The following is a 20,221-nucleotide window of genomic DNA, read 5'->3' on the forward strand; positions in this document are numbered from 1 at the left end:
GTGCTGGGACTGGTCGCATGGATTGCCGTGGGCGTGGGGCTGTGGTGACGGCATGGCCGTGACCTGGGGGGTCTGGCGTCTGGGGGTGGGTCTACCCGGCAAATGCACGGGATACCTTCCTGCAGGCCAACAACGACGCCAACGCCGCCCGGGAGTCCGACGTCGTCTACGCCAACTACGTACGGATCGCTGAGGAGAAGGCGGAGAGGGACCGCACGAACGCACCCGGCCGCGAGGCCAGCCGTCCATACCGCTGCGGTATAGACGGTTCGGTCTCCTTCCTCAAGAGCCTTACGAAAACATGTTCTCGCTGCTTCCTCGCAGGGACGAAGATTCTCATGGCGGGAGGCGCCCGACGGGCCCGCGTAGCGGGACGGACGGCTCGACGGATCCAGCCGAATGACCTGCCTGCTGGGCGGGAGCCGGATGCCCATGGTTGCGCACCGCACCGATACGATCACGGGGCTCCGTCCCCCCCCCTGAAACGTACCGGTGTCGCGGACACTGCAAGAATTCCAGAGGTGTCATGTCCGACAGGTTCGTCCTCGCCGGGGACCGCGTTCCCGCGCCCGCCGAGGCTGCGCAGTCAGCTCCCGACCCCGTCCGGCGTGGGCGCCGGTCGGGGTGGCGGAGGGACGGTGGGGCCGGGCGGGCTGCCGGTGAGGCCGGGGTCGCGCGGGCGCCGCGAATAGCGGTGCTGGACGGCTTGCGGCTGCTCGCGGCGCTGTCGGTGGTCCTATTTCACTACCTGGCCGGCTATGGGGCGATCCCCTGGCAGCGGACGGCGGCCGAGTTGTTTCCCACGCTGCACCGGATCGCCCAGTTCGGCTGGTTGGGCGTGGTCCTCTTCTTCATGATCAGCGGGTTCGTCATCTGCATGTCCGGCTGGGGCAAGTCGCTCCAGCAGTTCTGGCAGGGCCGGGTCCTGCGGCTGTTCCCGCTCTATTGGGTGGCGGTCGTACTCTCCTCGGCGGCCGCCCGCCTGGGCCCGCAGATTCCGGGCGAGCCGAGGGTGACCGTCGGCCAGATGCTCACCAACCTGACGATGCTGCAGCAGCCCCTTGGCGTGGGCAGCGTGGACAACGTCTACTGGACGCTCTGGGTCGAGTTGCGTTTCTACCTGGCCTTCTCGCTGGTCGTCATGCTGGGCACCAGCTACCGCCGGGTCGCGAACTTCTGCTGGGTCTGGGCGCTCGGCTCGGTCCTGGCGCCGGGCTCGGGTATCCCGCTGCTGGACCAGCTCCTGGTGCCCCAATCGGCGCCCTTCTTCATCGCCGGAATCGCCTTCTACCTGGTCCGCCGGGCGGGCCGGATCGAGGGCGAGACCCTGGGCATCCTGGTGCTGTCCTGGCTGCTGATGCAACACCGCCTCCCGGCGGTCATGGCGGACGAGGGCCACGGCATCAACTGGAAGGTCTGCCTGACCGCGATCACCGCGATGTACCTGCTGATGGGTCTGATCGCGCTCGGAAAGCTGGACCGGATCCAGTGGCGCTGGCTGCCGGTCGCTGGCGCGATCTCATACCCCCTCTACCTCGTCCACCAGTCGCTGGGCGTACGGACGATCGGGCGATGGAACGAGCAGTGGGGTGCATGGCCGACCCTGCTCGGCGTGATCGCAGGCGCGGTACTGATCGCCTGGCTGCTGCACCGCCTGGTGGAGAGGCCGCTCACCCGCGTGCTGCGCCGCCTGATGGCCCCGCGGCCGACATAGGCGGCGGGTCAGTCCGGGAGCAGGTTGTGGCCCACCTCCGACGACACCACCCCGGGCTCTGGCCCGAATCGTTGGACACGTGTCTGTGCGTCGATGTTCGGCGTGCACCATTTCGTGGGAGTTCGTGATCGCGTCACGCGCTCATGAGGACCCGGCGGCTCAGGACCGTGGCCGTCAGGGCGAGCGAGAGGGCGGCGATGGCGGTGCCCATCGCTGCTGTCCCGCCCAGCTGCTCGACGACGAACCCCACCATGATCGGCGCCGTCGAGGCGGCGGCCGTGGCCGACAGGGCCACCACGCTGATGACCCGCCCCTGGATGCGGGTCGGGGTGGTCGAGGCGATCCTTCCGAACAGCGCCGAGTTCAGGGCGGGCGCGAGGAAGAGGCCCAGGGCGAGCGGCGCCACCATCGCGAGCCGTCCGGCCAGGGCAGCGCTCGCCGCGACCAGTACCAGCAGCAGGGAGAGGGCGACCGCCAACAGCCGGTGGAACGGGAGGGACTTCTGGATGCGGGCGGCGCCGAGTGCGCCCACGAGTCCGCCGATCGCGATGCAGCCCTGGGAGACCCCCAAGGCCCGTGAGCCGTGCCCGGCTTCGGCGAGGATCAGGACGGTGGAGAACTGTGCGCCCGTGAGGGCGAAGTTGACGGGCGCCGCCGCGAGGATCACGGCGCGCAGGAACGGACTGCCGGCCACGTGTCGAAGCCCCTCGACCATGTCCTGGCGGAGCGACGTCTTGCCGACCTCCTCGCTCGTGGGGTGCGACGGCCTGCGGACGAAGGAAAGGGCGAGACCGGAAAGCACGTAGCTCACCGCGTCGAACACGAACGGAACGGAGCGGCCCAAGGCGTAGAGGAATCCGCCCAGGGGCGGGCCGGCCAGGGTTGCCCCGTACGAACGTGCCTCGTTCCTGGCGAAGGCCTCCGAGACCTGCGACCGCGGTACGAGCTGACTGACGATCGACGTCTCGGCGGCGCTGAAGAGGACGTCGAGGATCGCGGCGGCGCCCGCGATCGCGAAGACCGCCGGGAGCGACGCGTGATCGAGGAGGACGACTGCGGCGAGGACCGCGAAGAGACCGGCGCGGCCAGCATCGCAGAGCTGCATGAGGCGCTTCCGGTTCCACCGGTCGGCGAAGGCACCGGCCGGCAACTGGAAGGTCACCCGGATCACTGCTTGGAGCGTACCGAGCGCACCGGCCTGGACGGCGGAACCGTCCAGGGACAGGACGAGGAGGGGAAACGCCAGAAGGGATACGGAAGAGCCGAGCTGGGAGACGCTCTGGCTGCCCCACAGCAAGGAGAAGTCCCTGTTCTTGCGTAACGGGGGCGGATCTTCGAGCGCGCGCCCCGGCCCCGTCACTACCTCGGTAGCCATGCCCATGCCTGCTCCTCTGGTCATCGGTCGGTCAGTAGAACGGGTGGGTGAGGACCACCACTTCGATCGGCACGGCGCCCGCGGGGCGGGTCGCGGGGTCCTGGAGCCGGTCGCGGTACCGCTGGAGCAGGTCGTCGATCTGTCCCTGGAGCTCCGCGGCCTCGTCCGGGGTGACCCACCACACGGTCTGCGCGTGCCCTCGGGTCGCCCGGGGCCGTGGCCCCTCGGGTGCGGGTGCGGGTGCGGGTGCGGGTGTGGCGTCACCGCCGTGTGCCCGGTGCCGCTGCAGCTGGCGTTCCAGGGTCATCCCGTCGAGGTGGCGCGCCGCGACGGCGTGTTCCTCGTCGTCGCGGGCGTCGGACGTGATCCAGCCCAGACGGGTGATGCGCCAGGGGCGCGAGCGGCCCGGCATCGGGCCCGCTTCCTCCACGAACCCGTACTTCGCCAGTTGGCGGAGGTGGAAGGAACAGGTCGTCGGGGACTCGTCGATCAGTCTTCCGGCCTGAGTCGCCGTCAAGGCGCCTTGGAGGGTGAGGACTTCGATGAGCGCGAGCCGGACGGGGTGGGAGAGGGCCCGCATAGAGGCGGGGTCGGTCAGGCGGCGTGGTGCGTGGTGCGGGGCATCGCTGGACGGCATGCGATGAGAGTGTCCTGTCGAGAGAAGTGTGTCAATGGCTTTGGTGGTCCGCCCACTTGGCCGTACCGAGGGTCCGTACGGCGGCCGGCGTCGCAGCGCTCCCCGGGGGCGCGGGTGCCAGCGGCCACCTCGCACCGGGGGGAATCGCAGGGGAATCGGTTTGAGGGCGGGCCGGCCGGTCCATGGGACCGGTGACCGCCGAACGACGAATGAGAGCCGCTCATGGACTTCCTTCGCCCCGCCAGCTGGGAGGAGGCGCTCGCCGCCAAGGCCGAGCACCCCACGGCCGTGCCGATCGCGGGCGGTACCGATGTGATGGTCGAGATCAACTTCGACCACCGTCGGCCGGAGTACCTCCTGGACCTGAACCGCATCGCGCCGCTGCAGGAGTGGGAGGTCGGCGAGGACGCGGTCCGGCTCGGGGCCTGCGTGTCGTACACGCAGATCATCGAGAACCTCCGCACGGAGCTCCCGGGCCTCGCGCTCGCCTCGCACACGGTCGCGTCCCCGCAGATCCGCAACCGCGGCAGCGTCGGCGGCAACCTCGGGACCGCCTCCCCGGCCGGGGACGCCCATCCTGCGCTGCTCGCGGCGGGCGCCGAGGTCGAGGTGGAGTCCGTACGCGGCTCGCGGCTGATCCCGATCGACGCGTTCTTCACCGGCGTCAAACGCAACGCGCTCGGCGCCGACGAGCTCATCAAGGCCGTCCACGTCGCCAGGGCGGACGGCCCCCAGCAGTTCTCCAAGGTCGGCACGCGCAATGCGATGGTCATCGCCGTCTGCGCCTTCGGGCTCGCCCTGCACCCCGCGACCCGGAGCGTCCGTACGGGCATCGGCTCGGCGGCGCCGACCCCGGTGCGCGCGAAGGTCGCCGAGGAGTTCCTCGCCGCAGCCCTGGAAGAGGGCGGCTTCTGGGAGTCGGGGGAGGTCGTCACTCCTTCCGTCGTCAAGCAGTTCGGCGACCTCGCGGCGGCCGCGTGCAATCCGATCGACGACGTCCGCGGCACGGCGAAGTACCGCCGCCACGCGGTCGGGATCCTCGCCCGCCGCCAGCTCGTCTGGACCTGGGACGAGTACCGGGGCCGTGGAGCTACACCCCCATCGGGGCGTGCAGCTCCACGGTGACCTCCACCTCCACGGGCGCGTCCAGGGGCAGGACCGCCACGCCCACCGCGCTGCGCGCGTGGATGCCCGCGTCGCCGAAGGCGGTGCCGAACAGCTCGCTGGCTCCGTTGACCACCCCCGGCTGACCGGTGAACCGCGGATCGCTGGCCACGAAGCCGACCACCTTGACCACGCGTTTGACCGCGGACAGGTCCCCGGCGACCGAGGCGATCGCGGCCAGCGCGTTCAGTGCGCACTGCCGGGCCAGTCCCTTGGCCTGCTCCTCGGTGACCTCGGAGCCGACCTTGCCGGTCAGTGGGAGGGCGCCGTCGATCATCGGGAGCTGTCCGGAGGTGTACACGTAGTGCCCGTTGACCACGGCGGGCACGTACACGGCCACGGGCGCGGGGGGCGGCGGGAGCGTGAACCCGGCTTCGGCGAGGCGCTCTTCGGGGGTGCTGGTCATCGGGATCTCCTCGGTGTCGGGTCCGGGACGGGTCCGGGGTTTCTCAGGGGCGGGTGATCCGGACCTGGAAGCTGCCGTTGCGTAGTTCGCCCACCACCGAGATGCTGACGTCGGCCTTCTCGTCGGTGAAGGTTTCGCCCGGCCGGAACGGTGCGTCCGACAGCTCTCCGTGGATGTTGGGCCGCCGGGTGCAGCCGCCGCTGCCGATCGCGCTGTCGGAGACGGTGACGGGCCCGCGCCCGGTGTCCACCTGGGAGTCCACCTTGTAGATGAGGACGCCTGGTTTGCAGATGGCCTCGTCGTTACCGGCGCGGGTCCGCACTTCCACCGCGTACCCGGCGCTTTCGGACAGTGGTACGAAGGCCAGCTTCGTGCCGCCCTCCCCCGCCAGCGGCGTCAGGACGTGGTCGCTGACGCCCGCCTTCGAGGCGCAGCTGATCTGTGAGCTGTCCAGCCAGCCCAGCTTCCATTTGTGCCAGCCCAGCAGGTCGTTGTTGGCGCCCCAGTCCTCGCTCATGATGTCCCAGTGGCCGACCGCGCCCCCGCCGTCGAAGGTGTACAGGTCGGGCAGTCCGAAGACGTGCCCGTTCTCGTGGGGGAGTACCCGGTAGCCGGTCTCCCGGTAGGAGCCCGAGCCGTCGTCCTGGCGGCTGTAGATGAAGGACGCGTTGGCGAGCGGCACGCCGTCGGCCATCGGGGCCTCGGCGTTGCCGGAGAAGGTCACTGAGAGCACGGTGTCCAGGGCGGACGGGCCGGCGTTCGGCGTGACCAGGATGTTGACCAGGTCGTAGCGGCTGAAGTCCACTTCGGAGTCGGCGGCCTTCACGATGTGCTCGACGAGTTGCTTGTAGCCCGGTTCGTACGCGGATCCGCGCTCGATCCCGTACGCGGCGAAGGGCATGGGCATCCGCAGCCAGGTCCTTATCGGCGCCTCGGCCTGGTAGCGCAGCCGGCCGTACGAGCTGGTGCGGAACCAGTCGGAGGTCTGGGGGAAGAACTCCGCGAGCCGGTCCAGCGCGGTGCCCTCGCCCTTGGCGTCCGGGAAGTCGATCATCAGGTTCAGTGCCCGGACCTCGCCGGTCGAGCGGGAGTACCCGGTAGGCGTGGGCAGGCCCTCGGACATCTGTACGCCCATCGTGCTGGTGATGCGGCAGGGCGCCAGTGCCAATTCGGCGCTCCTGGCCACGGACCCGGCCGCGGAGTGGTTGCGGGTGGACATCCCGGTGCTCGCGGTGGCCGTGACGCCGAGGGCCAGCGCAGTGAGTCCGATGTACGCGCCGGCGCGGTGTGTTCTGCGTATCCGGTGGCGGGTCTGCGGCATGGAGATCGCCTTCGGGTCCGCGGCAGCCGGCCGGGCCCGGACTGCACTCTGTGCGATCACCCTCTGTCGGCTGCGGCGCGCCCGCGCGCCGGGTACGGCCGAACGGGAACGGTGGTGTGACCCGGGTCACGCATGGGGGTGAAATAACCGGGGATGCAATCCCCGTTTGTACCGGAGTCCCGCAAAGCGGGGACCGGCTCCCCGTTTGAAGGGGTCGGACGAGCCCAGCCCCAGGGAGACCCCGCATGAAGCGCCCCACCACCGCCGCGCCGACGGCGACCGCCCCCGATGCGGTCGCGGAGCCGGCGGTCGGGGCGTCCGTGCCCGCACGGCTCCCGCGTCCGCGCGCGGACGCCGCCCGCAACCGGGAGCGGATCCTGACGGCGGCGCGCGAGGTGCTCGTGGAGCACGGCTCGGGCGCACCGTTCGACGAGGTCGCCCGCCGGGCCGGCATCGGCAACGCCACCCTCTACCGGCACTTCCCCGACCGGGCCGCACTGGTCCACCACGTCGTGCTCTTCGTCATGGACCGGGTCACGGCCCAGGCCGAGGACGCGCTATCGGGAGAGCCGGACGCCTTCGTCGCGCTGTGCCGCTTCACGCACGCCGCAGCGGACGAGCGGATCGGCGCCCTGTGTCCCATGCTCGCCGGCGACTTCGACCGCGACCACCCCGAACTCCTGGCCGCCAGTGAGGCCTTGACGCGTGCCGTCGAAACGCTGGTGACCGCGGGCCAGGGTGCCGGCCTGATCCGTACCGACATCGGCGTCGGCGATCTGATGGTCGCCCTGTCCCAGCTCAGCCGTCCCCTGCCGGGCGTGACGTGCGGCGACGTGGACCGCTTCGTCCACCGCCACCTCCAGCTGTTCCTGGACGGGTTGCGGGCCCCGGCCCGCTCCGAGCTGCCGGGCGAGCCGGCCACCTTCGACGACCTCAGGCAGAAGACCATGTGACGCACCGGGCCGCGCTCCTCGGCGCCGTAAGACCCTCACGCGCTTGCCTCGCACGCTTGCCGCACACGCTTCGGTTTTTTCGTTCCATACCTTTTCAGTCGTTCCGCACCGTGAAGTGGGTACCCCCATGCCAAAAACAGCCGCGACGCTCCCCCCGGCTGCTGACCCCAGTCGATGGAAGGCGCTCGTCTTCATCGCCCTGGCGCAGCTGATGGTCGTCCTCGACGCGACGATCGTGAACATCGCCCTCCCGTCCGCCCAGACCGACCTCGGCATCTCCGACGGCAATCGCCAGTGGGTCATCACCGCCTACGCGCTGGCCTTCGGCGGACTGCTCCTCTTCGGCGGCCGGATCGCCGACAAGTGGGGCCGCAAGAAGGCCTTCGTCACCGGTCTGATCGGCTTCGCCCTGGCCTCCGCGCTCGGCGGCGCCGCCTCCGACGAGGCGATGATGCTGGGCGCCCGCGCCCTCCAAGGCGCCTTCGGTGCACTGCTCGCGCCTGCGGCCCTGTCCTTGCTGGCCGTCATGTTCACCGACGCCAGGGAGCGCGCCAAGGCCTTCGGGATCTACGGTGCGATCGCGGGCGGGGGCGGCGCCGTCGGCCTCATCCTCGGCGGCTTCCTCACCGAGTACCTCAACTGGCGCTGGACCTTCTTCGTCAACATCCCGTTCGCGATCGTCGCGGCGACGGGTGCCTGGCTGGTCGTCCGCGAGCCCGCCGGCGGTCGCAACCGCGCCCCGCTCGACGTCCCGGGCGTGCTCCTGTCCACCCTCGGTCTCGTCGCGCTCGTGTACGGATTCACCCGCGCCGAGTCGGCCGGCTGGTCGGACGGCCTGACCGTCACCATGTTCGTCGCCTCGGTGGCGCTGCTCCTCGCGTTCGTCGCCGTCGAGTCGCGAGTGAAGTCCCCGCTGCTGCCGCTGCGCGTCCTGCTGGAGCGCAACCGCGGCGGTGTCTACCTCTCCCTGGGCCTCGCCGTGATCGCGATGTTCGGCCTGTTCCTCTTCCTCACCTACTACCTCCAGGTCGTGAAGGGCTTCTCGCCGGTCAAGACCGGCTTCGCCTTCCTGCCGATGATCGCGGGCATGATCACGGGCTCCACGCAGATCGGTGCCCGCCTGATGACCCGGGTCGCCCCCCGGCTGCTGATGGGGCCGGGCTTCCTGCTCGCCGCCACCGGCATGCTGTTGCTGACGCAGCTGGAGGTCGGGTCCTCGTACCCGGCGCTGATCCTTCCGGCGCAGCTGCTGCTCGGCCTGGGCATGGGTACGGCGTTCATGCCCGCCATGTCGCTGGCCACGTACGGGGTGAACCCGGCTGACGCCGGTGTCGCCTCCGCCATGGTCAACACCTCGCAGCAGGTGGGCGGCGCGATCGGCACCGCGCTGCTGAACACGATCGCCGCCTCGGCGACGACCGCGTACCTGACCGAGCACGCTGCCGCGGCAGCGGCGGGCGGTCCGACGGCGAAGCTGGTCCAGGCCCAGGCGATGGTGGAGGGCTACTCCACCGCCATCTGGTGGGCGGTCGGCATCCTCGCCACCAGCGCGACCCTCGCCCTGACGCTGATCACCACGGGTCGTCCGCGGGTGGGTGGTCCGGTCGCCGCCGGCGCGGGCGCGGGCGCGACGGGCGCGGACGCCGAGGTGAAGGTTCCGGTGATCGTCCACTGACGCGACTCTGGGGACCCCGGGAATGACTGACGCCCCCATGTCGTTCAAATTTGAACGACATGGGGTTAGTCTTGCACCAGGCCCCGTGCTGACGAACGAGGAGCGCCCCGTGACCACGATCCCGACCCCTGCGCAGGACCCGGCCCGCATGCCGGCGCTCTACCTGAGCCACGGCGCTCCGCCGCTCGCCGACGACCCCGTCTGGCCGGGAGAGCTGGCTGCGTGGTCCGCCGCCCTGCCCCGCCCCCGGGCGGTCCTGATGGTCTCCGCGCACTGGGAGGAGGCCCCGCTCGCCCTCGGTGCCACCGAGCGGGCCCCCCTCGTGTACGACTTCTGGGGCTTCCCGGAGCACTACTACCAGGTGCGTTACGACGCCCCGGGCGCCCCCGCGCTCGCCGCCTCGGTGCGCGCGCTCCTCCAGGCTCCCGGCACTCCCGTCCAGGACGTCCCGGACCGCGGCCTCGACCACGGTGCGTACGTCCCGCTGGTGGAGATGTTCCCGGAGGCCGACATACCGGTCCTCCAGATCTCCCTGCCGACGCTGGACCCGCGCCGCCTGATGGGCATCGGTCGCAAGCTGGCGCCCCTGCGCGACGAAGGCGTGCTGATCGTCGGCAGCGGCTTCTTCACTCACAACTTGGCCGCGCTGCGCCACGCCGGCAAGGGGGTCCCGTCCTGGTCGGCGGAGTTCGACGCGTGGGGTCACGAGGCACTGACCGCGTCCGACGTCGATGCCCTGCTGGACTTCGAGGCCAAGGCTCCGGCCGGCCGCCTGGCCCACCCGCGTACGGAACACTTCGCGCCGCTCTTCGTCACCCTCGGTGCCGCGGACGCCTTCGGAGACCTCGCCCGCCGCTCCGATGCGGTCGAGGGCTTCTGGATGGGTCTTTCCAAGCGATCGGTCCAGTTCGGCTAGGCGACCGCCGGGTGCGGACGGTCGTTGCGCACCCGGCGTGGACGGGTCGTGGCGTACCCGGCGATTCCGACCTTGCGGGCCGTTCCAGCTATTTACGCCATTCGGGTCGTTCGCTCGTCAGTACAGGCAACCAGACGCGGGTGGGGGCCGTCTTCAGGGTGGGAGTGCAGCAGTAGGCGGCACTGTCCCGGGGTGGGGGGCGACCGTGCCGCACGGCCGTGCCGCATGTGACGGCGGTCTCATCGGCGTGGCGGTGGCGCCGGTCGGCGAAGGCGTGCGGACCGCGCGTGACCTCGGGCCTGACCTGCACCTCTTCGAGGTCTGGCGGCGTCCCGTCCCGCTGAGGGCGAGGGCGGCGGGGCAGGATACTGCAAGATCTCGAAAGAGAGGGACCGGCGCGGGAATTCTGTCCCGATTCCAGTCGTTGTTTCCTTCGAAAGCGGGCACTCGGGAGAGTGTCCAGGGACGCGGAGCCGCGTTCCAGCAGCCGCACCGCGACCTAACTCATTGCAAGGGAGCACGCATGGCAACCCGCGCCGTCGCCCGTCGTCAGTCCAGGGGCAGCGCTCGCGCTGTGGGCGGGGAGATCGCCGACCGCGACCTGGTGGGCATGTACCTGGACGAGATCGCGCGTACCCCGCTGCTCGACGCGGCCAAAGAAGTGGAACTCTCGCAGATCATCGAGGCGGGCGTGTACGCCCAGCAGATCCTCGACGGCGAGATAGAGCGCGAGGGCGAGACGCCCGCGCGAGAGGAGCTGGAAGCGCTGGCCGCCGAGGGGGAGCGCGCCAAGGAGATCTTCATCCGCTCCAACCTCCGCCTCGTCGTGGCGGTCGCCCGCCGCTACCCGCGCAGCGGCCTGCCGCTGCTCGACCTGATCCAGGAGGGCAACGCGGGCCTGGTGCGCGCCGTCGAGAAGTTCGACTACGCCAAGGGCTTCAAGTTCTCCACGTACGCCACGTGGTGGATCCGTCAGGCCATCACCCGCTCCATCGCCGACCAGTCCCGCACCATCCGCCTCCCCGTCCACCTGGTCGAGGAGCTCGGCCGGATCCGCCGGATCCAGCGCGAGTTCAACCGGGAGAACGGCCGGGACCCGGACCACGCGGAGATCGCCGCCGAGCTGGACTCGACGGAGAAGCGCGTGGGTGACGTACTGGACTGGGCGCGCGACCCGGTCAGCCTGAACATGGCGGTGGACGACGACGGGGACACGCAGTTCGGTGACCTCCTGGAGGACACCTCGGCGATCTCCCCCGAGCAGTCCGTGCTCTCCCTGCTGCGCAGCGAGGAACTGGAGGACCTGCTGGGCAAGTTGGACCAGCGCACGGCGTCGATCATCAAGATGCGGTACGGCATCGACGACGGCCGCGAGCGGACCCTGACGGAGGTCGGCAAGCAGCACGGCCTGACGCGCGAGCGCATCCGCCAGATCGAGAAGCACGCGTTGCTGGAACTGAAGCGGATGGCGCGCGACACGGGCTTCGACGCCGTGGCCTGACGGCCCGCGGCGAAGCCCCCCGAACGAGCCCCCGGTGCCTATCCCCCCCAGGCGCCGGGGGCTCCCCTGCGCCCTGCCCGAGATCCGCCCCGGCCCCAGCTCCAAGCCCCAGCTTCCGGCCCCAGCTTCCGGCCCCGCCCCGGCAGCGGGCTACGGGGCCGCCGCCGACGAAAGTCGCGCGGCCAGCGCCAGCGCCGCGGATGCCACGAAGTCCGGGGAGTGGACCGTGAACGGGAAGCCCGTAAGGGCCAGCCGGGCCGCCAACCACTCGGGCGAGTCCCCGCTGAGGAGGTGCACCCGCGTCCCGTCCCCGGCGGAGGGAACCGCGTCCACCCGCAGCCACTCCGGCAAGGCATCGGCCGGCGCCGCGAACGACACGTCCACCGGGTACGTCTCCCCGCCGCGCAGTCCGCGACGTACGAACTCCACCGCCTCCATCGGCAGCTCCCGCGGCGTGAACCGCGCGCCCGTCGCGAAGGGTTCCGCCACCCGGTCCACCCGGAACGTCCGCCAGCCCTCGCGGTCCAGGTCGTACGCGACCAGGTACCAGCGGCTCCCCGTGCTGACCAGCCGGTACGGTTCCACCAGTCGCCGCGATCCCACCCCGTCCCGCGCCCGGTACGCGAACCGCAGCCGCTCCGGCCCCGCCACCGCCGACGCCATCGTCGTCAGCGTCCGTGGATCCACACTGGCCCCGTCCCCGCGCGTCACCGCGGTCGTGGCCGACTGCAGCGCCCCCACCCGGTGCCGCAGCCGCCCCGGCAGGACCTGTTCCAGCTTGGCGAGGGCCCGTACGGAAGCCTCCTCCACCCCCTCGATCGCGTGCCCGGCGCCCGCCCGCAGCCCCACGGCGATTGCCACCGCCTCCTCGTCGTCCAGTAGCAGCGGCGGCATCGCGGCCCCCGCCACCAGCCGGTACCCGCCGTCCGCACCCAGCGTGGCCTCCACCGGATACCCGAGCTCGCGCAGCCGCTCGATGTCGCGCCGAATCGTCCGGGCACTCACCCGCAGCCGCTCCGCGAGCTCGCTCCCTGGCCACTCGCGCGGGGTCTGGAGCAGGGAGAGCAGGGTGAGCAGCCGTGCCGGGGTGTCGGTCATGGAATCCAGGTTGCCAGCGAAATAGGACACCACCTGACCTATATGCCGTCTAGGTTTCTCTGCATGACCACCGAGACGTCCAAGACATCGCCCGAAAGAGAGAACGGGCCGGTACGAGAAGAGCGGAACCCCACCGTCCCTGACGAAGCAGCATCCAGCTCGCCCGCCGACCGCCGCCGCTGGCTGGCGCTCGCCATCGTGATGACCGCGGCCTTCATGGACCTGGTCGACGTCACGATCGTCAACATCGCGATACCCCGCATGCGCGAGGACTTCGGAGCCTCCACGAGCGCGATCCAGTGGATCACCGCCGGCTATGCGCTCGCCTTCGCCGCCGGCCTGATCACCGGCGGCCGTCTCGGTGACATCTACGGCCGCAAGCGCCTCTTCCTCATCGGCATGGGCGGCTTCACCGCCGCCTCGCTGCTCTGCGGCATCGCCGCGACCCCCGACGTGCTCGTCGCCTCCCGCATCCTCCAGGGCAGCATGGCGGCCCTGATGGTCCCGCAGGTGCTGGCGATCATCCACGTCACCTTCCCGCCCCACGAGCGCGGCAAGGTCTTCGGCATGTTCGGTGCGATCATCGGCCTCGGCGCCGTCTCCGGCCCGATGCTCGGGGCCCTGCTCACGCAGTGGAACATCTTCGACCTCGAATGGCGTCCGATCTTCCTGATCAACCTGCCCGTCGGCATCGCCGGCGTGATCATGGGCCGCGCGTTCATCACCGAGTCCAAGGCCCCCAAGGCGCTGCGCCTCGACCTGATCGGCGTGCTGCTCGCCACGCTCGGCCTGGTCATGCTGATCTTCCCGCTCACCCACGGTCGGGAGAACGGCTGGCCGCTGTGGGGCTATGCCTGCATGATCGCCGCGCCGGGGGTCTTCTACGCCTTCATCGCGTACGAGAAGTACAAGATCCGCAAGGACGGCTCCCCGCTGGTCGAGCTCTCGCTCTTCAAGGTCAAGAGCTTCGCGGGCGGTATCGCCGTCCAGCTGACCTTCGGCATCGCGACCGGCATCTTCTTCCTGGTCTGGACGCTGTACATGCAGATGGGCCTCGGCTGGAGCGCCCTGCGGGCCGGCACCACCGGCATCCCGTTCTCCCTGGCCGTCTCGGCCGCCGCCGGCCTCTCCGTGCAGAAGCTCGTGCCCCGATTCGGCCGCAAGGTGCTCCAGGCCGGGGCGCTGACCATGGCCGCGGGCATCCTCCTGTACATCTGGGAGGCACAGCACTTCGGCATGGAGATCGCCTCCTGGCAGATGGCCGCGCCGCTGGTCGTCATGGGCCTCGGCATGGGTCTGATCGTCGCTCCGCTCACCGACACCGTGCTGTCCGAGGTGCCGCGCGAACACGCCGGCTCCGCGTCCGGGCTGATCAACACCACCGGCCAGATGGGCAACGCGCTGGGCCTCGGACTCACCTCCGTCGTCTACTTCGGACTGATCGACGATGACCGGGTCCTCGGTGCGCCGTACGTCGACGCCTTCCACGGCGCACTGTGGTGGATCGTGGCCGTGCTGGTCGTGATCTTCGCGGTGATGTTCATGCTGCCGCCGAAGTCGATCCCGACGGAGCAGCGCGAGGGTGGTTCGCAAGCCGGGGAAACGACCCCGGAGGCGGTGCCCGTCGGGTAGTCGTACCCACCCGCGAAAGGGCGTGTCCGCCTCTGTTGGCGGACATGCCCTTTTGTTTTGGTTCGGGGTGGGAGCGGGCGTACGGTGAGGCGTGATCCGCGGAGTCGGACACCGGACGTACGCGAACCCACCGGTGCGTACCGGCGCAGGCAGGCGGTGGTGCTGCTCGCCGCCTCCTCGAAAGCGGGGCAGGAGCCGTGCTCGTATGATCCTCACCGTCACCCCGAACCCCTCCCTCGACCGGACGTACGCGGTCGCCTCGCTGGACCGCGGCGCCGTGCTGCGCGCCACCGGCGACCGGATCGACCCCGGGGGCAAGGGGGTCAACGTCTCGCGCGCGGTGGCCGCCGCCGGAGTCCGTACGACGGCGGTCCTCCCGCTCGATGGTGCCTCGGGTGTGCTGATCGCCGAACTGCTGGGCGTACAGGGCGTGGACGTCACCGCGGTCTCCATCGCCGGGCAGACCTGCTCGAACGTCTCGCTGGCCGAACCGGACGGCACCCTCACCAAGATCAACGCGCCGGGGCCCGAACTCACCGCCGAAGAATCCGACCTCCTGCTGGAGACCGTCCGCACCTGCGCGGGCCACCCGACCTGGATCGCGGCCTGCGGCAGCCTCCCGCGCGGCCTGCAGCCCGAGTGGTACGCCGACCTGGTCGCCCGCGCCCGCGAGACCGGCGCCCGGGTCGCGCTGGACACCTCGGGCCCGGCGCTGACGTGCGCGCTGGGGGCCCGCCCGGACCTGGTCAAGCCGAACGCACCCGAGCTCGCCCAGGCGGTGGGCCGCCCGCTGGACACCCTGGGCGATGCCGTCCGGGCGGCCCGGGAACTTTGCTCCCGGGGCGCGGGTGCGGTGCTGGCCTCCCTCGGCGCGGACGGTCAACTCCTGGTCTGCGCCGAGGGCGTCTTCCACGGCACGGCCCCCGCGGTCGCCGTCCGCAGCGACGTCGGCGCGGGCGACGCCGCGCTGGCCGGATTCCTGATCGCCGGAGGTCCCTCCGCGGCCGCGGGCTCCGGGGGTGGAACCAGCCCCGCGGCCCTCGTCTCCGCCCTGGCCTACGGCGCGGCAGCGGTCCAACTCCCCGGCAGCGTCATGCCGACCCCCGTGGACCTCCACCCCGAGGCGGTCACCGTCACCGAGAACCCGCCCGAGGACCTCCGGCTGACCACCCCCGCCCGCCCCTGACGGCTACGGGACAGCCCTTTAGCGGTAGCGGACCGCCGGGATGCGTTCCGCCCCGGGTGCCGAAGGTTGCGGGGGAACCAGGTCCAGCGACTGCCTGCGGGGGGTGGCCGACCGGATGTCCTGCACTCCGCGGCGCAGGCTGTCGCGCAGGATGCGGCCCAGCGGGCGTTCGACGAGCCGGTGGATCATCCAGGCGAGCGCCAGCATGAAGACGGTCACGCCGATGACCAGGGGCACGGGCGCCACCTCGGCGCGCAGGTGATGGATGATCGTCAGCCCCGCCATCATGTGGATCAGGTAGAGCGGATAGGTGAGCGCTCCGGCGTGCGGGAGCCAGCGCCATCGGATGCCGTCGAGGGCGCCGAGCGCGATGGCCGCCATGACGGTGAAGCCGAGCAGGATGATCACGTGTGCGGGCCAGGCGGGCGTCTGGTCGGTGGCGCTCCTGCCCAGGTTGGAGATCATGCGGCCGTGCACGTAGTGCTGCGCGAGCAGGAACTGGGTGCCGACGACGGTCCACAGGACGGCGTTCGGCCGGAAGCGGCGCATCAGGTAGAAGGCGATGCCGGCGATGAAGTACGGGGAGGAGGACGAGACCGCGAAGAAGGACAGCACGCCGTTGTCGGCGGTGGGGGCCACGACGCCGGCGAGGGTCCAGATCCCGCAGAAGAGGACGCAGTTGCGGTAGGTCACGCCGCGCAGGACGACGACCGCGAACACGAGGTAGAACTTGAGCTCGACGAACAGGGTCCAGTACGCGTCGTCGATGTGGGGGACCCCGATGCCGCCCTGGAGCATCGACAGGTTCACCAGGATGTCGCTCGGCGCCTTGAGCTGCCTCACCTCGGGCCAGGTGGTCAGCACGAGGGAGGTGAAGGCCACGGCCACCCAGTAGGCGGGGAAGAGCCGGGAGACCCGGGACACCGCGAAGTCGCCCACGGTGCGGCCCCAGGCGCTCATACAGATGACGAACCCGCTGACCAGGAAGAAGATTTCGACACCGAGCCAGCCGTAGACGGCGACCCTGCGGGCGTGGGGGAAGATGCCCTCGGTCGGTTCGCCCCAGGCGCTCGTGAGGACCACGTAGTGGTACAGGAGCACGGCGAGCGCGGCGAGGAGCCGGACGCAGTCGAGGGCCGCCAAGCGCCCGCCGGGGCTTCCGGTCGAACTGCCCGCGCTCATCTCTCGACCGCCCCGCCATCAGTACGACTGTCCGATTACAGCCGTCAGGTCAGCGGAACTCTAGCGCGCTCGCGAGTGGTCCACAGGAGTGGCCGGCTTCGGGTCCTGGCCGCGACCACGACGAAGGGCGCCCGTCGGCTCGCGCATGACGACGAACCCGAACGCCCTTCCCGCGACGCCGTACGGGGCGGGGGGTCGCCCGGTCCGGAAGCCGTCAGCGCACGCGCGCGCGGAGCTGCATCGCCCCGCGGGCGACCGCCTCGCTCTCGTACACCTCGCACATGTGCCGTCCGTCCGGCGTCGCGGTGTGCTCGACCTCCCACAGGCTGATCTCGCTGCCGTCCATCAGCACGAACGAGTGCTCGTACAGGCTGAATCCGGCGACCCGCCCGTCCGCCGTACACGGCCGGGTGCCGAACGCCTGGGTGATCTGGTGGGCGTAGGCCGACCTCAGGAGCAGCGCCGTCCGCTCGCCGGGCCGGTCGGGGTTCTCCGCGCGCCGCAGCACCCGCCGGGCGTGGTCGGCGGACTGCTCCACCGTGTACTCCCGGTGCCGCTGGGCCGGCGTCGAGGCCCCGAACAGTGCGCTCAGCGCCGCCGCGTCGGCGTCCGGCTCCTCCTCGGCCGCAGCGAGCGCCGACTCCACCACGGGGTCGTACGCCGCCTCCCCCGGGGCTCCGCCGAACAGACGGGCCACGGCCAGGCAGGTGTCCGCCTTGCTCACGAAGACCTCGTGCCGGATCGTCCGGTCGCCCTCCAGCCGGTACACCAGCTCCCACAGGGACGCCGACCCGCCGTCGGACAGCAGGTACGTGTGCCGGTGGGTCTCCCGCCACAGTCCCGCCGCCAGGCTGTGGTGGGTGGTGTACAGGGAAGAACTGTGGGCGAGCGCGGTGCCGAGGCGCTCGACCAACCGGTCCGGCAGGTCATAGGAGTTGAGGGCGCGGCCCAGGAGTCGCTCGAGGTGCGCCTCGGTTGTCTCGTACGGATCGCTCAAGGTGGGTCTCCAGGCCGTCGCAGTTAGTGACTTCGTGGGAGCACAACGTAGCCCCTGGGTCTGACATCACGTCCGGGGTTCGGTAAAACGTCCGGGAAGCATCAGGGGTTCCCGCCACCCCTTCAGGTCAACTTGCCCAGAAATGAGCATGGTTCGCCCCGGTCTGTGCCGAAGCGGGGGACCATGGCCCGTATGGCAACGAAAACAGTGGACGTTCCCCGCCAACAGGGCGCGCCCCTCAGTCAACACGAGGGTGAACCGGACGGCACCCCAAGGATGTTGGCCTGGCTGCTGATCCTCACGGGGGCCGCCGGGGTGCTGGCCGCCTGGGTGATCACCCTCGACAAGTTCCTGCTGTTGGAGGACCCGGACTTCAAGCCCGCCTGCAGCCTCAACCCCGTGGTCGCCTGCGGCAGCGTGATGAAGAGCGAGCAGGCGGCGGTCTTCGGCTTCCCCAACCCGCTGCTGGGGCTGGTCGCGTTCGGGGCCGTCGTGTGCATCGGCGCGGGCCTGCTGGCCGGCGCCCGCTACCGCGGCTGGTTCTGGCTGGGACTGAACGCCGGCACCCTCTTCGGCGTCGGCTTCTGCAGCTGGCTGATGGTCCAGTCGCTCTACGAGATCAACGCGCTCTGCCTGTGGTGCTGCCTGACCTGGGTGGCCACACTGCTCATGTTCTGGGCGGTCAGCGCGCACAACGTGCGTACGGGCACACTTCCGGCGCCCGCCCCGGTGCAGGTCCTCTTCACCGAGTTCGGCTGGGCCCCGCCCGCCCTGCACATCGGCGTGATCGGGATGTTGATCCTGACCCGGTGGTGGGAGTTCTGGACCGGGTGACGACCCCGGGCGCACGAGGGCCCCGGCAGCTGGACGCTGTCGGGGCCCTCGTCACATCGCTCCACGGGCACGGACGGCCCGTACCGCCGCCGGCGGGGGAGTCGAAGTCAGCTGCCGATGGAGCCGTTGCCCGAGAGGACCGGGATGTTGTCCAGGATGTGCGAGAGCGACTCGTCGCCCTTGGCCTGGGTGGAGTTCTCGGTGCACTGCTGGTTCTGCGGGTTGGACAGGACGTTGACGTCCTGGATGCCGATCGGGGCGGTACCGGCCAGCGACTGCGCGTTCACCTTCACCGGCAGACCGATGCAGGGCTTGTTGAGGGTGCCCTGGACCAGGCCGAGCTGCGGGCTCATGTCGCCGTGGGTCTTCTGGTTGCCGTAGATCTGCGAGGATCCGTTGCCGTTGACGGTGTTGACCCCGTTGTCGTTGCCGATCGCCATGGCCGGGGCCGCAACAGCAGCGCCCGCGCCGACGACAGCGGCGGTGACCGCGGCAGCAGTCATGATCTTCTTGAGCATCATTGGTCCTTTTGTCGCACGAGTGCCCGCTAGTGGAGCGCCCTGGTCAACCGGCCCGCCGGGGGGTTGGTTCCGCAGCTTCACTCGAACGGCCCGCTCGCGCCGCGGATTTCCCCGCCCCGGGTGAGCTTTCTGCGGACGTGCGACCCGGTGTTGACGCCGGTGGAGATCGTGCCGGAGGCCCCGGCCTGCCGTAGCGGGCGGGCGAGGGCCGCGGCGGGCGACCGAAAACCGCTCGTGCTTACGACCGTTGAGCTGAACAGGTCTGATCGGGCGCGGGGCCGTGTCGTACGGGGCGCCGTACCGTTTCGCTCGATGTGAGCCCCGGATCGGGGCAGAACATCCAACAGAAGGTGCACTTCCCATGAACACTGCCAAGAAGGCCGCCCTGGTCCTGGCCACCGCTGGTCTCGCTGCGGCCGGTGCCGCCGGCTCCGCCGTGGCCGACTCGTCGGCCGAGGGCGCGGCCGTGGGATCCCCCGGTGTCCTCTCGGGCAACCTGGGCCAGGTCCCGGTCCATGTGCCGGTCAACGTCTGCGGCAACTCCGCGAACGTCACCGGCGTGCTGAACCCCACGTTCGGCACGGTCTGCGTCAACGGCTGACGCCAGTCGGTAGACCTGACTGTGGGCGCCACCGGCCTCGCCGGTGGCGCCCACAGTTTTTCCGGGGAGCGGTTCGACCGGCTCAGTGGTTCCCGCCGTTGAGCTGGACGCCACCGAGGAGCGGGGAGGCCTGCGTGGCCCCGTTCGCCAGGCCGAGCACCTTGCCCGGGGCGTTGTTGCGGATCTCGTTGACGCGCTGTGCGGTGCCCAGGACCTTGGTGGCGGTCTCGCCCTGTTCGGCCACCCCGTTGCTCACGGTCTGCGGGAGGGACTCGGTGACGGGGGCCAGCGCGTTGAAGGTCTCGGTGGCACCGCCCGTCAGGCTCATGGGCGGCATCGCGGCCGGGGAGTCGGCCGCGAAGGCGGGGGCGGAGGCGCCGAGCACGGCAACGGAGCCGGCGATGACCGCGGCAACCTTCGTGAGCTTCATTATCGAAATCCTCTTCTTTCATGGACAGAGGCGTCAGCGGCGACCGTCGCGCCGCTTTCGCCCTGGGTAACGATTCCG

19 protein-coding genes are annotated in these 20,221 nt (G+C 70.7%); 10 read left to right on the forward strand and 9 right to left on the reverse strand.

The window, feature by feature from the left end; all coding sequences use genetic code 11:
- Positions 1-526 precede the first annotated feature (526 nt).
- Entirely contained in the window at positions 527-1,714 is a 1,188-nt protein-coding gene (locus tag ABZZ20_RS24685; RefSeq protein ID WP_356873004.1) for an acyltransferase, read from the forward strand.
- A gap of 133 nt (positions 1,715-1,847) precedes the next feature.
- On the opposite strand, the gene ABZZ20_RS24690 is transcribed toward ABZZ20_RS24685, so the two are convergent.
- Positions 1,848-3,089 carry an MFS transporter gene (locus ABZZ20_RS24690; protein ID WP_356873006.1) on the reverse strand — a complete coding sequence of 414 codons (1,242 nt, stop codon included), beginning with the start codon at positions 3,087-3,089 and terminating at the stop codon, positions 1,848-1,850.
- 31 nt (positions 3,090-3,120) lie between these two features.
- Positions 3,121-3,726, reverse strand: a complete 606-nt coding sequence (locus tag ABZZ20_RS24695) for a helix-turn-helix domain-containing protein (protein WP_356873008.1) — start codon at positions 3,724-3,726, stop codon at positions 3,121-3,123.
- 222 nt (positions 3,727-3,948) lie between these two features.
- On the opposite strand from ABZZ20_RS24695, the gene ABZZ20_RS24700 reads away from it, so the two are divergent.
- A complete protein-coding gene (locus tag ABZZ20_RS24700) occupies positions 3,949-4,851 on the forward strand; it encodes an FAD binding domain-containing protein (RefSeq protein ID WP_356873010.1) in 903 nt (300 codons plus the stop codon).
- On the opposite strand, the gene ABZZ20_RS24705 is transcribed toward ABZZ20_RS24700, so the two are convergent.
- Both ABZZ20_RS24705 and ABZZ20_RS24710 read right to left on the reverse strand, forming a co-directional pair.
- Positions 4,817-5,296: a RidA family protein gene (locus ABZZ20_RS24705; protein ID WP_356873012.1), complete on the reverse strand. Its 480-nt coding sequence runs from the start codon at positions 5,294-5,296 to the stop codon at positions 4,817-4,819. The two genes, ABZZ20_RS24700 and ABZZ20_RS24705, sit on opposite strands and share 35 nt — an antisense overlap.
- A gap of 43 nt (positions 5,297-5,339) precedes the next feature.
- The gene (locus tag ABZZ20_RS24710) at positions 5,340-6,617 is read right to left on the reverse strand and encodes a M6 family metalloprotease domain-containing protein (RefSeq protein WP_356873014.1); all 1,278 of its coding nucleotides are present in this window, start codon (positions 6,615-6,617) and stop codon (positions 5,340-5,342) included.
- A gap of 245 nt (positions 6,618-6,862) precedes the next feature.
- Between ABZZ20_RS24710 and ABZZ20_RS24715 the strand changes: the two genes are divergently transcribed.
- The 4 genes from ABZZ20_RS24715 (at position 6,863) to ABZZ20_RS24730 (ending at position 11,662) form a co-directional block, all read left to right on the forward strand.
- Entirely contained in the window at positions 6,863-7,570 is a 708-nt protein-coding gene (locus tag ABZZ20_RS24715; RefSeq protein WP_356873016.1) for a TetR/AcrR family transcriptional regulator, read from the forward strand.
- 127 nt (positions 7,571-7,697) lie between these two features.
- Positions 7,698-9,245 carry an MFS transporter gene (locus ABZZ20_RS24720; RefSeq protein ID WP_356873018.1) on the forward strand — a complete coding sequence of 516 codons (1,548 nt, stop codon included), beginning with the start codon at positions 7,698-7,700 and terminating at the stop codon, positions 9,243-9,245.
- A gap of 148 nt (positions 9,246-9,393) precedes the next feature.
- Complete coding sequence (locus tag ABZZ20_RS24725) at positions 9,394-10,161, forward strand: class III extradiol ring-cleavage dioxygenase (RefSeq protein WP_356873055.1); 768 nt, start codon at positions 9,394-9,396, stop codon at positions 10,159-10,161.
- Positions 10,162-10,684: 523 nt separating this feature from the next.
- Positions 10,685-11,662 carry a sigma-70 family RNA polymerase sigma factor gene (locus ABZZ20_RS24730; RefSeq protein ID WP_356873020.1) on the forward strand — a complete coding sequence of 326 codons (978 nt, stop codon included), beginning with the start codon at positions 10,685-10,687 and terminating at the stop codon, positions 11,660-11,662.
- Between the two features lie 150 nt (positions 11,663-11,812).
- Here ABZZ20_RS24730 and ABZZ20_RS24735 read toward each other — a convergent pair whose 3' ends face one another.
- Entirely contained in the window at positions 11,813-12,760 is a 948-nt protein-coding gene (locus tag ABZZ20_RS24735) for a YafY family protein (protein ID WP_356873022.1), read from the reverse strand.
- Between the two features lie 63 nt (positions 12,761-12,823).
- Here ABZZ20_RS24735 and ABZZ20_RS24740 point away from each other — a divergent pair, with 63 nt between their 5' ends.
- Positions 12,824-14,392, forward strand: coding sequence for an MFS transporter (locus ABZZ20_RS24740; protein WP_356873024.1), 1,569 nt, complete (start codon positions 12,824-12,826; stop codon positions 14,390-14,392).
- Positions 14,393-14,597: 205 nt separating this feature from the next.
- Positions 14,598-15,578 (forward strand): 1-phosphofructokinase, encoded by a 981-nt coding sequence (pfkB, locus tag ABZZ20_RS24745; protein ID WP_356873026.1) that lies wholly within the window; start codon positions 14,598-14,600, stop codon positions 15,576-15,578.
- 18 nt (positions 15,579-15,596) lie between these two features.
- Here pfkB and ABZZ20_RS24750 read toward each other — a convergent pair whose 3' ends face one another.
- Both ABZZ20_RS24750 and ABZZ20_RS24755 read right to left on the reverse strand, forming a co-directional pair.
- Positions 15,597-16,760 (reverse strand): acyltransferase, encoded by a 1,164-nt coding sequence (locus tag ABZZ20_RS24750; RefSeq protein ID WP_356873028.1) that lies wholly within the window; start codon positions 16,758-16,760, stop codon positions 15,597-15,599.
- Between the two features lie 214 nt (positions 16,761-16,974).
- Positions 16,975-17,757, reverse strand: a complete 783-nt coding sequence (locus tag ABZZ20_RS24755) for a DUF6227 family protein (RefSeq protein WP_356873030.1) — start codon at positions 17,755-17,757, stop codon at positions 16,975-16,977.
- 192 nt (positions 17,758-17,949) lie between these two features.
- Here ABZZ20_RS24755 and ABZZ20_RS24760 point away from each other — a divergent pair, with 192 nt between their 5' ends.
- Complete coding sequence (locus ABZZ20_RS24760; protein ID WP_356873032.1) at positions 17,950-18,591, forward strand: vitamin K epoxide reductase family protein; 642 nt, start codon at positions 17,950-17,952, stop codon at positions 18,589-18,591.
- A 107-nt stretch (positions 18,592-18,698) separates the two neighbouring features.
- Here ABZZ20_RS24760 and ABZZ20_RS24765 read toward each other — a convergent pair whose 3' ends face one another.
- Positions 18,699-19,109 carry a rodlin gene (locus ABZZ20_RS24765; protein WP_356873057.1) on the reverse strand — a complete coding sequence of 137 codons (411 nt, stop codon included), beginning with the start codon at positions 19,107-19,109 and terminating at the stop codon, positions 18,699-18,701.
- Between the two features lie 364 nt (positions 19,110-19,473).
- Between ABZZ20_RS24765 and ABZZ20_RS24770 the strand changes: the two genes are divergently transcribed.
- Positions 19,474-19,713, forward strand: a complete 240-nt coding sequence (locus ABZZ20_RS24770) for a chaplin (RefSeq protein WP_356873034.1) — start codon at positions 19,474-19,476, stop codon at positions 19,711-19,713.
- An 82-nt stretch (positions 19,714-19,795) separates the two neighbouring features.
- On the opposite strand, the gene ABZZ20_RS24775 is transcribed toward ABZZ20_RS24770, so the two are convergent.
- Positions 19,796-20,143: a hypothetical protein gene (locus ABZZ20_RS24775; protein WP_356873036.1), complete on the reverse strand. Its 348-nt coding sequence runs from the start codon at positions 20,141-20,143 to the stop codon at positions 19,796-19,798.
- Positions 20,144-20,221 lie beyond the last annotated feature (78 nt).

The organism is Streptomyces sp. NPDC006430, from assembly GCF_040612395.1.
In the GTDB taxonomy this organism is placed as follows: Bacteria; Actinomycetota; Actinomycetes; order Streptomycetales; family Streptomycetaceae; genus Streptomyces.